Origin of the sequence: Caenimonas terrae (assembly GCF_042655405.1) — a bacterium.
Classification (GTDB): domain Bacteria; phylum Pseudomonadota; class Gammaproteobacteria; order Burkholderiales; family Burkholderiaceae_C; genus Ramlibacter; species Ramlibacter terrae_A.
The window spans coordinates 57,945-71,848 of sequence record NZ_JBHSMF010000002.1; the positions used below are offsets into that span (position 1 = coordinate 57,945).

At 69.6% G+C, this 13,904-nt stretch carries 8 protein-coding genes; 2 read left to right on the top strand and 6 right to left on the bottom strand.

Going from position 1 to position 13,904, the window contains the following annotated elements:
* Nucleotides 1-50 precede the first annotated feature (50 nt).
* Complete coding sequence (locus ACFPOE_RS00270) at nt 51-2,489, bottom strand: sensor domain-containing protein (protein ID WP_376847989.1); 2,439 nt, start codon at nt 2,487-2,489, stop codon at nt 51-53.
* Between the two features lie 185 nt (nt 2,490-2,674).
* On the opposite strand from ACFPOE_RS00270, the gene ACFPOE_RS00275 reads away from it, so the two are divergent.
* Both ACFPOE_RS00275 and ACFPOE_RS00280 read left to right on the top strand, forming a co-directional pair.
* Nucleotides 2,675-3,073 carry a response regulator gene (locus ACFPOE_RS00275; protein WP_376847990.1) on the top strand — a complete coding sequence of 133 codons (399 nt, stop codon included), beginning with the start codon at nt 2,675-2,677 and terminating at the stop codon, nt 3,071-3,073.
* Entirely contained in the window at nt 3,070-4,350 is a 1,281-nt protein-coding gene (locus tag ACFPOE_RS00280) for a histidine kinase (RefSeq protein ID WP_376847991.1), read from the top strand. Before ACFPOE_RS00275 ends, ACFPOE_RS00280 begins: the two co-directional genes overlap by 4 nt.
* A 30-nt stretch (nt 4,351-4,380) precedes the next feature.
* Here ACFPOE_RS00280 and ACFPOE_RS00285 read toward each other — a convergent pair whose 3' ends face one another.
* The 5 genes from ACFPOE_RS00285 to ACFPOE_RS00305 all read right to left on the bottom strand — a co-directional run bounded on the left by ACFPOE_RS00285 (nt 4,381) and on the right by ACFPOE_RS00305 (nt 13,898).
* Nucleotides 4,381-6,156, bottom strand: coding sequence for a putative bifunctional diguanylate cyclase/phosphodiesterase (locus tag ACFPOE_RS00285; protein WP_376847992.1), 1,776 nt, complete (start codon nt 6,154-6,156; stop codon nt 4,381-4,383).
* Between the two features lie 49 nt (nt 6,157-6,205).
* The gene (locus ACFPOE_RS00290; protein WP_376847993.1) at nt 6,206-8,215 is read right to left on the bottom strand and encodes a hypothetical protein; all 2,010 of its coding nucleotides are present in this window, start codon (nt 8,213-8,215) and stop codon (nt 6,206-6,208) included.
* 145 nt (nt 8,216-8,360) lie between these two features.
* Nucleotides 8,361-9,200: an alpha-amylase family protein gene (locus ACFPOE_RS00295; RefSeq protein ID WP_376847994.1), complete on the bottom strand. Its 840-nt coding sequence runs from the start codon at nt 9,198-9,200 to the stop codon at nt 8,361-8,363.
* Between the two features lie 16 nt (nt 9,201-9,216).
* Nucleotides 9,217-11,787: an NfrA family protein gene (locus ACFPOE_RS00300; RefSeq protein WP_376847995.1), complete on the bottom strand. Its 2,571-nt coding sequence runs from the start codon at nt 11,785-11,787 to the stop codon at nt 9,217-9,219.
* Nucleotides 11,784-13,898, bottom strand: coding sequence for a glycosyl transferase family protein (locus ACFPOE_RS00305; RefSeq protein WP_376847996.1), 2,115 nt, complete (start codon nt 13,896-13,898; stop codon nt 11,784-11,786). Before ACFPOE_RS00305 ends, ACFPOE_RS00300 begins: the two co-directional genes overlap by 4 nt.
* Nucleotides 13,899-13,904: the final 6 nt, after the last annotated feature.

Sequence of the window (13,904 nt, forward strand, 5' to 3'; positions counted from 1 at the left end):
GCGGTCCGGCCCGGCAATGCCGGTCATGCCGGTCATGCCGGCATTCAGCTTCAGCGCTCCATCGCCGCCATGAACTTCTCCAGTTCGGCGATCGGCAGCGGCTTGCAGAACAGGTAGCCCTGGTAGGCCGGGCAGCCTTGCGCAGCCAGGAAGGCGCGCTGCTCCTCGGTCTCCACCCCTTCGGCGATCACGCCCAGGCCCAGGCTCTGCGCCAGCCCGATGATGGTCCTGGCAATGGCCGCGTCGTTGGCGTCGGTCAGCACTTCCTTGACGAACTCGCGGTCGATCTTGAGCTGGTCCAGCGGCAGCCGCTTGAGGTAGGACAGCGAGGAGTAGCCCATGCCGAAGTCGTCCAGCGACAGCGTCACGCCCATTTCCTTGAGGCTCCCCATCTTGGCGACCGTCACCTCGATGCCGTCGGCCAGCAGGCTCTCGGTCAGTTCGAGCTTGAGCTTTTGCGGCTCGATGCCGGCATGCGCGATGGCATGCATCACCTCGTCGACGAAATCGGGGTGGCGGAACTGCCGCACGCTCACGTTCACCGCGATGCTCAGATGGCGCCGCTCCGGCCGCTTGGCCCATTGCGCCAGCTGCGCGCAGGCCGACTCCAGCACCCAGCGGCCGATCGGGATGATCAGCGAGGTCTCTTCGGCGGTGGGAATGAAGTGGTCCGGACCGACCCGGCCGCGCTCGGGGTGGTCCCAGCGCAGCAGCGCCTCCACGCCGGTCATGCGGCCGTCCGGCCCCACCTGCGGCTGGTAGTCGATCAGGAACTGGTTCTCGCGCCAGGCCTGGCGCAGGTCGGCCGCCAGCGCCGCGTTGGCCGTGACCAGCGCCTGCATCTCGGGATCGAAGAAGCAGACCGCGTTGCGGCCCGCGCTCTTGGCCTGGTACATCGCCAGGTCGGCCTGCTTGAGCAGCTCGCTGACGCTGCACGGCGCCTTGCCGAACAGCGTGACGCCGATGCTGCAGGTGCTGTGGTGCAGGTAGCCGGGCAGCACGTAGGGCTCGCCCAGCGTGCTCAGGATGCGGTCGCTGACGATGCGCGCGGCCGCCGCCGGCTCCAGCGGCTTGGCGCTGGAGTTCTCGATCAGGATCACGAACTCGTCGCCGCCCAGCCGCGCCACCGTGTCGCCCTTGGCCACGCAGGAGCGCAGCCGCTCGGCCACCTGCTGCAGCAGCATGTCGCCCTTCTGGTGGCCCAGCGTGTCGTTGAGGATCTTGAAGTTGTCCAGGTCGATGAACATCAGCGCGCCTTCGCGCGGCCGCTCCTGGTCCGACAGCGCGACGTGCAGCCGGTCCAGCAGCAGCTGGCGGTTGGGCAGCTTGGTGAGCGGGTCGTAGAACGCCAGGTACTGGATCTTTTCCTCGGCGCTCTTGCGCTCGCTGATGTCGCGCCCCACCGCCACCCAGTGCGTGAGCTTGCGCGAGCTGTCCCACACCGGCGACACGTCCAGGTCCACCCAGAACGGCTCGCCGCTCTTCTTGTAGTTGATCAGGTCCACCCGCACCGGCTCCCACTGCTCCAGGGCCGCGCGGATGTGATCGAGCTCGCTGCGCTGGGTGTCCGGCCCCTGCAGCAGGCGCGGCGTGCGGCCCAGCACTTCGTCGCGCGTGTAGCCGGTGCGCCGCTCGAACGCCTCGTTGACGAACACGATGCGCGGCCCCGGCGCGCTGAACGGGCCGGCCTCGGTGATGATGACGATGTCGTTGAGCCTGGCGATGCTGCTTTCCAGCAGCCGCAGCTGTTCTTCCGACTTGTGGCGGGCAGTGACGTCGCGGAAATGCGCCGCGAAGCCGCCGCCGAAGGGGAAGCCGCGGACCTCCAGCCAGGTGCTCACCCTTGCATCGAGCTCCTCGAATTCGATGCCCTCGTTGCGCGCCACCGCGGCGTGGAAGCGCTCCTCGAGTCGGAAGCGCACGGTCTTCTGGAACGAGCTCCAGAATTTCTTGCCGAGCAGTTCGTCGGCGCTGCGCCCCAGCAGGCGCTCGGCTTCCTCGTTGATGTAGTTGAACTGGCCCTCGCGGTCGACGGTGACGAAGGCCTCGCCGCTGCCCATCGCGCCGCCCATGCTCACGGTGTGGCGCAGCAGCGTTCCGCGCGGATAGCCGTGCGGCGCGATCTCCTGCAGCGCGCCTTCCACCCGCACGATCCGCCCGCTGTCGTCGCGCACCGGATGCCCCAGCGTGCGCACCCACGCGCGGCGCCCCTGCAGCGTGACGATCTGCATCTCCTCGTCGAAGGCCACGCCCTCGGTGGCGCAGGCCTGCACCAGCGCCTCCACCTTCTCGCGCCATTCCGGCGCGTAGAAGCTGAAGGCTTTTTCCAGGGACGGCGAGAAGCCGGGCTCGGCGCCGTGCAGCGCGGCCAGCTGGTCCGACCAGACCAGCTTCTCGTTGACGAGGTCGATCATCCAGACGCCGACGAAGGCAGTCCGCTCGACGAGTTTCAGGAAGGCATTGGCGTGCTGAAGCTGGGCGGAATCCATGGGTGGGGAGGGACGGCGAAACGTCGATGGTAAGCGCACCCGCCCGCCGCAGGGCACCAGTAGGCACCGTCCTACAGTCGAAAGGGCCCACGTCCGAGATCCACTTGCAGTGCCAACATTAGAGTGAGTAACGCCTTGATACCCGCAGTAACGGGCCAGGCCGCGCACCAGCAACAGGGACCACCGTGCAAGAGCTGAAAGCCTATGTCGTCGAAGACAACGCCACCATCCGCGAAAACCTGATCGGCGCGCTGGAAGAGTTGACGTGCGTGCGCGTGGTCGGCAACAGTGCGACGGAGGACGAAGGCCTGCAATGGCTCGAGCAGAACGCGCAGGACTGGCACATGGTGATCGTGGACCTGTTCCTGCAGCGGGGCAGCGGCATCCGGCTGGTGCAGCGCGTGCGACGCCATAGCGCCAGCCAGAAGATCATCGTCTTCAGCAACTACGTCAACGCCAGCGTGCGCAAGCGCTGCGCCCAGCTGGGCGTGGACGCCGTGTTCGACAAGTCCACCGAGATCGACTTCCTGGTGGATTACTGCGCGCGCCAGTGTGCCCAGGTCACGCAGGAAGCCGGCATGTGACCGCTTCCCTCCATCCGCAACCCGACAAAACCATCATCCAGAGCGAGGCACAAATGAGCACCACGGACACCGACAACATCGCGGCGCGAGCCGACGCCGAGCCTGGCAAGGGCAACCTGCAGCGGCGCTGGTCCGACGGCGTGACGCCGGCGCCCCAGGGAACCGATGCCTCCGCTGCCTGGTCGATGGCGCAGCACTGGCCGACGCTGGTCGCCACGCTGTCGGAGCAGGCGGTGGAAAGCAGCAACCTGATCCTGCGCGCGCTGGACTTCCTGGTCGGTGCCGGCCGCATGCGCCGGGCCGAGGCCAAGGCGCTGAGCGATGCCCTCTACCGGATGCGCGACACCAGCCTGCGGGCCCAGCAGATCACCCGGCTGGCCAGCGGACGGATCCGCCAGGCGCGCGACCGGGTGGATCTGGCCGAACTGATCCGCGACCAGCTGGAAAGCCGGCGCGACGAATTCGTCGCCCTGAACGCCGACGTGCAGAGCGTGCTCAGCCCGGTGGACGTGCTGCTGGACCCGCCGGTGGCCGTCAGCCTGGTCAACAACGTGGTGGACTGGGGCCTGAGCTTCAGCAAGCAGGTCACGCTGACGCTGGAGACGCCGGTGTGGCCGGCGCCGGCACGGCTGCTGGTGCGGGTGGCGACGCCGCCGCGTACGGCGCAGCCTGCGCCCGGCCAGCACACCGGCACCTGGGGCACCAAGGAGCGCGGCCGCCGCCTGAACGACGGCCTGCACTGGATGCTGCTGCGCCAGATGGCGGCCTCGGCCAACCTCACCGTCAACCGCTCCGGCGCCGAGGGCGCGGCCATCCTCACGATCGAATTCCCCAAGACCTTCCTGAGCTCCGACGGCCTGTCGAGCGTGGAGCTGTTCGAGGACGACTCGGGCGGCGAAACCTCGCTGCTCAACGCCTGGGTGCTGGTGATCGCGGCCGACGACAAGCTGCGGGCAGCGGCGATGGACACGCTCAGGCACGCCGGCATCGGCGTCAAGAGCGTCGGCTCGCTGGCCGAGGCGCGGGCCCTGGTGGCCGGCGGCAAGCCCAACGCGCTGGTGGTGGCCACCGACGCCATGGGCACGGACTTCAACAGCTTCAAGACCGAGGTGATGGGCCAGGGCGGCAGCTGCCCGGTGGTGGAGATCACCGACCGGCCGCCCTCCTTCCACAATTCGGGTTTCCAGGGCTTCGAGGTGGCCAAGGTGGGCCGCGAGCAGATCAAGAAGGACCTGGGCCCCACCGTCCTGTTCGAGCTGGCCAAGGCCGTCTACTAGCCGGCCGGAACCCGGTCAGTCAGGGACGGGTCAGAAAGGCAGGTTGCGCAGCATCCGGGCCAGTTGCTCGGCCGGCACCGGCGGGCTGTACAGGAAGCCCTGTGCCTGGTCGCAGCCCAGTTGCCGCAGGATCGCGGCCTGGCCCTCGATCTCCACGCCTTCGGCCACCACCTTCAGGTTCAGGTTGTGGGCCAGCGAGATGCAGGTGGCGACGATGCCCTTGTAGGCCGGGTCGGCGGTGATCTTCTTGACGAAGGCGCGGTCGATCTTCACCTCGTCGATCGGCAGCGTCACGATGTAGGCCAGCGACGAATAGCCGGTGCCGAAGTCGTCGATCGCCACCGGCACCCCGAGCTTGCGCACTTCGGTCAGCACCTCGATGGCGCGCTCCATGTTGCCGATCAGCACGCTTTCGGTCACCTCCACGCCGAGGGCCGAACCGTCCGCGCCGCTGGCCTCGAGCGCGCCGCGCAGATCCTGCACGAAGGCGTCGCTGCGCAGCTGGGCGGCCGCGACGTTGACCGCGATGCGCGGCGCCGGCAGGCCGGCGTCCTTCCAGGCCGTCCAGTCGGCCAGCGCCCGGCGGATGATCTGCTTGCCGACCTCGCTGATCAGGCCGGTGGCCTCCAGCGCCGGCACGAATTCCATCGGCGGCACCAGGCCGCGCTGCGGATGCATCCAGCGGATCAGCGCCTCGACGCCGGCGATGCGGCCGGTGGCCAGGTCGATCTTGGGCTGGTAGTAGTTGACGAACTGGCCCGCGTGCAGCGCCTCGCGCAGCTGCGGCTCCAGCCGGTAATGCATGCTCAGGACGTTGTCCACCGACTTGTCGAAGAAGGCCACCGGCTCGTCGCGCTCGATCGCCATCTGCAGCGCCGCGTCGGCGGCGTTCACCACTTCGTCCAGCGAATTGCCGTCGCGGGGAAAGGCCGCGAACCCGAGGTTGATCGGGCACACCAGCCCCAGGTTGTTGACGCTGTAGGGCGCCTGCAGCACCGCGGTGAGCTCCGGCGCCGTGGCCGAGGAAAACTCCTCGGGGTCGGCGTCGGGGAAGAACAGGATGAACAGGCCGCGCTTGATGCGGCCGATGAAGGCGCCGCCGTCGGTGAAGGCACGCAGCCGGTCGGCGGTCTGCTTGATCAGGGCGTCGGCGACGCGAAAGCCGTGCGCCGAATTGATCTGGCTGACGGTCTTGAGCCGCACGAAGGCCACGATGCCCTTGCTGGGCCGGGAGGCGTCGAACTGCGCCTCGAAATGGAACCAGTTCGGCAGCCCGGTCAGCCGGTCGGTCTGGGTGGCGATCCGCAGCTGGCGCCGCAGGTTCAGCTGGGTGGAGACCGCCTTGGCCAGCTTGTTCAAGGCGTCGCGCTGCCCTTCGCTGAGCGAGCGCGGCACCTCGTCCATCACGCACAGCGTGCCGATGGAGCTGCCTTCGCGGGTCTTGAGCGGGACGCCGGCGTAGAAGCGCACCGCCGGCCCGTCCTGGCCGTAAAGCTGCGGGTCGAACCACGGCACCAGGGCGACGTCCTGCACCTCCAGCAGCCGGTCCGAATCGAGGATGGTGTGCGCGCAGAAGGCCTTGTCCCGCGGCGTCTGCGTCACCGTCACGCCGACGCGGGACTTGTACCACTGGCGGCCGGCGTCCACGAAGGTGAGCGTGCCCATGGGCGTGCCGCACAGGACCGTGGCCAGCTGCACCAGCCGGTCGTAGTCCTCGTCGGGCTCGGTGTCCAGGATGCCGAAGTCGCGCAACTCCAGCAGGCGCTGCCGCTCGTCGAGCGGGATCAGGGGCGCTGTCAATGGCATGGCTTCATCATCGCAGATTCATTCCGCGCTGCAGCTGCCGTGGGACATGCTACAGCGAGTGGCGGCGGCTCTGCGCCTCCATGACGGCGTCGAAGGCTTCGACATCCGGCAGCGCCGGCACGGCCGGCTCGGTTGCCGGCGCTTGCGGCGGCAGGGTCGGCACGTCGGCGGGCTGCGGGCCGTCGCCGCGCATCGCCGTCAGGTCGATGTCCACGCCGAACGAGGTGTTCCCGCGCGCCACGTCGATCGCATCGAGCCGGTCCAGCGACAGCTCGGTCGGCTCGTCCTGGCCGCTGACGGCCCAGGGCAGGATGAAATGGTTGTTCGGCATGCCGCGGTCGCCCAGCAGCTGCAGGCCGGCCGGCGAGCCGGTGTTGTGGACCACTTCCTGCCCCAGCCCATAGAGCCACAGCAGTTCGCGGTAGGCCTCCAGCGACAGCAGGTCGCGCGGCGTCGGCGGTCGCTTGAACAGCAGCTCCTCGATGATCTCCAGGCTGCGCTCGGACGGCCAGGCCGAGGCGATGCGGGTGACGGGCAGCAGGAACATGTCCAGCTCGCGCGGCTCGTCCTTGTATTCGCCGAAGCTCGCCACGTCCATGCCGAAGGTCTGGCGGAACGTGGACTGCAGCTCCTCGTACTCCACCCGCATCCCGGTGCCGTGGTAGATGTGGAACAGTTCTAGATAGACCAGCACCGGCCGCTCGCTGCTTTCCTCCAGGTAGGAGGTGAGCACCGCCACCGCCTCGTCCACCTGGCCGAGCGAGGCGAAGAACTCGGCCTGCTGCTGCGCGCCCTGCAGGGCGTCCACCTTCAGGGCCGGGCGGTCGGGCAGCTGCGCCACCGGGGCGGCCAGCGGCGCGGCATCGGACAGCAAGAAGGGCAGCGGCGCCGATTCGGCGGCGCCATGGCGCTGCTGCGAGGGGACGCGATCGACCGCGGCGGCCTCTTTCGCCGCTTCCGGGGGCGGCGGGTTCGGTGCGGCCCTGGGCTCGGCGACCGGAACGAATGCAAGCCCCGGTTCCACCATGGGGGCAGGCTGTGCCGGCGGCGCCTGCACGACGGCGGCGTCCGCCACCGGTTCCAGCGGGCCGTACCAGCTGTCGGCGACGGTCGGTTCCCGGCGGCGCGCGCGGTGCCACAACACCGCGGCGGCGCTGCCCGCCACCAGGGCGGCCAGCGTGACCAGCAGCAGGCCGGTGTGGCGCCGGGCCTGCGCGCTTTGCAGCGACTCGCGGGCCGAGGCGATCTCGGCGCGATGCCGCGCCGACAGCCCGCGCAGGGAATTCACCTCGCCTTCCAGCCCGCGCAGGCGGTCCGCCGTCCGCAGCAGGTCCTGCGGCTGCGCGTTGAGCGCCCGCCACAGCGACAGCGCTGCCGCCCGCCGCGCCAGGTCGGTGGTCGGCGATGACTTCAGTTCGGTGGAGGTGCGCAGCCAGGGCAGGCGTTCGCTGTTCGGGTCCCAGACCGCGAGCTGCAGCGCGCCACGGGAACGCGGCACGGCCTCGCGCGGCGCCGCCGCCAGCCGCTTGGTCGGGACCGCGCGCTCGGAGCGCGCAGAGAGGACCGCGCGCTCGGAGCGCGCAGAGAGGACCGCGCGCTCGGAGCGCGCAGAGGCGACGCGCGGGGAGCGCGCAGCGACCGCAGGCACTGCCTGCACTTGCGCCGTGGCGGCCGCGGCCGCGGCGACGGTTGCCGGTTTGGCCGCCGGCAGCAGCACCGGCGCGGCCGCCAGCTGCATCGGCGCCTGCGTCGGCGCCTCGGCCAGCAGCACATAGCGCCGCGTATAAGAGCGCCCGCAGCCCGCGTTGAGCACCACGGTCACGAACGGTTCGTCGACCAGGACCGGAGAAGAGATCCTCGCGTAGGACAGCTGGTGGGCAGCGTCGGCGCCGAGCTTGACGTCCACCTGCGCGCGGTCGATCAGCTTGTCCCCGTAACGCACCTGCGCCGTCACGCAGCCCGAGCCGTTGCCCTGCGCCTGCTCGTCGAACTGGATCGGCGCCACCAGTTCCAGCGGCCGGCCCACCACCGATGTCCCGGTGACCGGTCCCAGCGACAAGGCACTGGCCAATGTCGCCGTCGCACAGAGCGCAAAAACGCAAATGGAACGAGTCGTAAGAGTTGTATTCATGGCGCAATCCGACTTTAGGAAGCTTGCGTCCGATTCCTGTCGGTGACGGCGTCTAGCTCATGTAGGACTGGAACTACCTTTGCTTGCCGGCGCCGGCCTTGACCAACTGGTCCACCAGGGCGGGCGTCACGTACAGCGGGGCCTCGAACAGGTAGATCGGCAGGCCGGCGTACGCGGCCAGCTGGGGCGCCAGTTCCTCGATGGTGGCCGGCCGGAAGCCGCCGCCCACCTTGGGCCGGAAGGCTTCCGCGATCACCCGCACCCGGCCCTTGCCCAGGCTGCGCTCCAGGATCGTCACATAGTGGCGCGCCACCCAGGCCTCGCGCGCGTGGACGCCGACACCGTCCTGGAAGAACACGCCGACGTCCGGGGGCAGCCATTTGAGCAGGCCGTCGGCCAGCTCCTGCGGACCGACGTTGGCGCTGTCGTAGACGCTGATCCACAGCGGCCTTGGCAGTTTGTTGAGCAATGCGGTGAGCTGCGGCGCCTCGCTCCAGGTCGGGTCGATCTCCACCGGGAAGTAGTAGCCCACCACGTTCAGCGGCGTCGGCAGCCGCGCCAGCGCGGCCGAGGTCTCGGCCAGGCTGGCGATGTCGGCGCGCGCGCTCTTCTCGTCGAAGCGCCCGGCCAGGCCCAGGATCACCTCGCGCGCCCAGGGCTCGCCGGCGATGCGCTTCCAGTCCGGGGCATTGCCGGTGGGCAGGCCGGTGCCGTCGCGAAAGGCGATGCCGTCCACCACGGTCCACTGGATCAGCAGGCGGTGCGCGCCCAGCCGCTCCCAGTCGCCCTTGGGCGCGTTGTTCTCGTTGTAGACCTGCCAGACCGTGCCCTCGATCGGCGGCACCTGCACCGAGGTGCAGGCCGCCAGCATGGCAAGCAGCAGCGTGGCCGCCAGGACCCTGGGTCGGATCATGCGTTCAGCTCCAGCGTCAGTACGACACCAGCGAGGTGAAGAACAGGCCCTTGGCACGCTCGTCGCCGGCAAGCCGGAAGCGGTAGTCCAGCGAGAAATCGATGTACGAGCGCGGCGCGGCGTACTTGTCCTCGCGGAACCAGCGGCGCAGGCTGACGCCCGGCCCGGCGGCCACCGAGAGCTTGTCGCTGGGCAACAGCGAGTTGTATTCGGCCGCGACCACGGCGTGCGGATAGGCCACCGTCTTGCCGTCGCCCGAGAGCCGGTAGCTCTTGCCGACCATCACGCTGGCCAGGCCGTAGTCCTGCTTGGCCTGGAAGTAGTGGCCGGCCTCGGCAGCCACCCGGGTGGTCCACCAGTTGTCGACGTCCACCCGCAGGTCGGTGCCTAGGTCCAGCGAATAGCCGGCCTGCGCCAGCCAGTCGTCGTCGGCGCCCTTGGAGAACACCCGGCTCAGGGACAGCACCAGGTTCTGCGTGCTCAGGGGCTTCCAGCGCACGCCCAGCGCCGTCTGCAGGCTGTCGCCGCCGGTCGCGCCACCGGCCTGGCTGTACAGCGTCTCGAAGCCGCGGGCGAACAGTTCCACGTAGCGGCCGTTCTGGTAGCCGAAGGGCCGCCAGTACGCCTCCACGCCGACCTGCGCCGAGCGGTTGCCGACCTCGTTGCGGGTGGCGCCGAAACCCGAGACCACCGTGCCGCCGCCGCGGTACATGAGCGAGGCGATGATGCCGCCCTCGCGCGTGATGTCGGCCACGGCGCGCCGGGTGTCGAACAGCATCTGCGGCTCCAGCTTCAGCTTGAGCGAATCGGCGGCGTCGATGGTGCGCTTGAAGTAGTTGACGGCCTCGCCGTCCTTGCCGGCGCGCAGCGACGAATAGGCCGAGTCCTGCAGTGCGCTGTCCGGCAGCTTGCCGGCGGCGTCGGCGCTGGCGAACAGCGCACGCGCCGATTCGTCGTCGCCCACCCGCGCGGCCAGGTAGGCCAGGTCCAGGTCGCTGGTGCCGCGCAACTGCCCGTCGGCCTGGTACTGCGCGAAGCGGTTGCGCGCCTCGCTCTTGCGTCCCAGGTCGGCCAGGGCGCCGACTTCGGCCGCCGGCGCGAGCCGGCCGGTGGCCAGCGCCGCGTTGAAGTCCTCGGCTGCGCCGGCCTCGTCGCCCAGGCGCTTGCGGATCGAACCGCGTTGCGCCAGCAGCGCCGCGTCGCCCGGTTCGAGCGCCAGGGCCGCGGTGGCGGCCTGCTGCGCATCGGCCAGCCGGCCGGCGCCCAGCTGCGCATCGAGCAGCAGCAGCTGGTAATCGCGGTTGCCCGGCGAGATCGCGACCGCCTGCGCCGCCTTGTCGGCAGCCAGCGGATAGTCCTTCGCTTCCAGCGCGCGATAGGCCTGGGATGCCACCTCGAAGGCCGGATCGCGTCCGGCCTGGCCCGGCAACAGGGCGCAGGTCAGGGCCGACTCGGCGGCGCCGCAGTCCAGCCCCGGCGGCGGGAAGCTGCTGCTGGTCAACGGCGGAACCTGCGCCGACACGCGCACCGTCAGCCGGGCCGCGGCCGCGCGCCGCTGGGCGACGGCCGCATCGCTGTCAGGCAGTCCCTGCAGCAGTTCGATCGCGCGCTGCGGTTCGCGCGCTGCCAGCGCCGAATCGGCGGCGACCAGCCGCAGGTTGCGCTGCTGCGCGGCGCTGAGCCCGCGTTGCTGCAGCGCGCGGTCGAAGTCCGCCTTCGCTTCCGGCCAGCGGCCCTGGCGCTGGCGCGCGTAGCCGCGCATCGCCAGCGGCACCACGCTGTCCGGCAGCAGCGCCACCGACTCGCTCGCCAGCCGCTCGGCCTCGGCGAACTGTTCGCTGCGCAGCAGCACCTCGATCAGGATCAGCCGGTACGCCGGGTTTTCCGGCGCCAGCTGCACCGCCGCCCGTGCCGAACTGGTGGCCGCGGGCAGGTTGCCGGCTTCCAGCGCGCGGTACATCGCGGTGCCGGCCGCCTGCGCCATCGCGCGGCGGATCGATTCGCGCTGCGTGCGCAGCGAGGCGTCGTCGCCGGCCGCCTGCAGGCCCTGGTTGAGCGCCTGGTCGGCTTCCTGCAGCCGGTCGGCCGCGATCAGCGAATTCACCAACAGCAGCCAGTAGGCGCGGTTGGTCGGAGCCAGCCGCGTCGCCTCCTGCGCCTGCGTGACGGCGGCGCCGTAGTCCTTGCGGTCGTAGGCCTTGTACGCCGCGTCGGCGGCAAGAAAGGCGGGGTCGTGCGGCTTGCCGGCCGGCGCCACCGGGCGCAGCACCTTGGTCGGCCCTTGCTGCCGCGCAACCCGCGCCGCCGGCGCGCGCCCGCCGCGCTTGGCGCGCTGCGCATCCGCCAGCAGCTTGCGCAGGCGCGGCACGTCCGGCCGCAGCCGGATGGCTTCGCGCGACAGCGCGATGGCGCGGTCATAGTCGCCCTGCTGGTAGGCCTTGTAGGCCTGGTCGGCGTTCTCGAAGGCCGGGCCGCTCAGCGGCAGCGGCTCCTTGGCCTGGGCCAGCGCCCCGCCGGCGCCGAGCGCCAGCACTGCGGCCAGCAGCAGGGAAGGCGTCACCTTGTTGTTCTTCATGTTGTCGTTCATGACTGTGCCTCGGCAAAGAACTTGCGCTGGTCCTGGACCACCTGTTCCACCACATCGCGCGGGATCACGCGGCGGTCCACCAGGTAGTCCCCGATCCGCCCGTGCTGGTCCGGCCGGTAATCCCGCATTGCGCTGTCGAACACGTCTTTTCGCAGCAGGCCGCGTTCGATCAGCATGTCGCCCAGCAGCGGACCGGTCGGCACCGCCTTGGGCGCCGTACCGCTGCCCTCGCGCAGCATGCGCAGGGCCACGGCGATCTCGCCTTCGCGCGCGATCCGCTGCAGCGGCGCCACCTTCAGCACGCTCGTGAGCTGGTCCACCGCCTCCGGCGACAGCGGACTGGCAACGGCAACCACCGGGCCGCCCGCCTTGTTCAGGCCCAGCGGAATGACGCGGTGGCGGATCGCCAGGTCCACCGGCAGCATGCCGGCGTGGCCACGCACCAGGTCGGCTGTGAGGTTCACGCGCGGCAGGTCGGCCTGGTAGGCGATGGCCTCGGCCAGCGTCTCCTCGTCCAGCCAGCCGTTGGACACCAGCACGCGGCCCAGCGGCGTCTGGGTGCTGGCCTGCTGCTCCAGCGCCTGCGCCAGCCTGCCTTCGTCCACCGCCTGCCACGATTGCAGCAGCTCGCCCAGGCGCTGGCGCTTGCGCGCCAGCTGGGCGCCGGTGGGGAATTCGTGCATGGTCTTGTCCCAGACCAGCTTCTTGCCGCGAAACAGGTAGGACAGGTACAGGCGCCAGGCCCGCGCCACTGCCATGCAGTTGACGAAGTTGCCGATCACCATCCGCGGCAGCGCCATCAGCCCGTGCTCCCATCCGTACAGCACGGTGGTGAAGTACACCCGGTGCGCGGCGCGGATCGCCAGGAAGAAGGCGTTCACGTAGATCAGCGTGCGCCAGATCGAGTACTCGCCGAACATCGAGGGGTAGTACGAGTCCCACCAGCCGGTGGACAGGCCCACGTGGAAGATGATGAACTGCACCACCAGGATGTAGGCCAGGATGCTGATGAAGGAGGTGACCACGCCCTTGCGGTCGTGCAGCAGCAGGTACTTGGCGGCCAGCGAGCCCTGGAACTTGATCTGCTCCCAGCTTTGCAGGCCGATGCCCAGCACCCAGCGCGACTTCTGCCGGTAGGCCAGGCGGAAGTTGTCCGGGAAGTATTCGCGCACGCACAGCGGCATGTTGACCAGCAGTTCGCGCGCCTTGCCCTTGGAGCCCCAGGCGGTGCGCCGCACCCGGAAGGTGACCGGGAACACGCCGAAGATCGATTCCATCCCCAGGCCGGCCAGCCGCATGCCGACGTCGTAGTCCTCGGTCAGGCTGTTGATGTTGAACGGCTTGTTGTGGGTGGAGCCGATCAGGCTGGCCAGCGCCTTGCGCGAGAAGCAGGTGCCGACGCCGGCCGAAGGCACCATGCCGGAGACGCTCTCGCGCACCACCATCTCCTTGGCGTGGCTCTCGGCGAATTCGTCCATGTAGGTGCCGGCGACCAGCTCGTACCACTCGCGCTCCAGCGACGCGACGGGCAGCTGGATCATGTCCTTGCGCGGCAGCAGGTAGTTGAAGAACTTCAGCTCCATCGGATGGAGCACGTCCTCGCTGTCGTGCAGCACGACGCCGGCAAACTCGATGCCGGTTTCGCGCTCGTGGTTGAAGATCTCAGCCACCACGAAGTTCAGGCAGTCGGCCTTGGAGGTGGGCCCCGGATGGGGCACCTCCACCCGCACGACCTGGCGGTAGCGCTTCTTCATGCGCTCCACTTCCTCGATGGTGGCCGGGTCGTTGACGTAGGTGCCGACGAACACGACGTAGTTCGAATAGTTCAGCACCTCCACCATGTTCTGCACCATGGCGGCGATCACGTCGTGCTCCTGCCAGGCCGGCACCATGATCGCCAGCGGCTGCTCGCCGCGCTCGAGCAGCTGCTCCGCCGTCAGCTTCGAATAATTTCGCCGCTGGAGCGTGAAGTGCCGGTAGATGCGGCGCCCCCAGTACCAGACGTCGATGAACAGGTCATCGAGCGACGAGATGAAGATGACGATGGCGACGATGGCCGCAAGGATCTCCAGGCCGGCGTAATAGTCGGCGATGAGCAAGTCCCAGGTCATGGCACA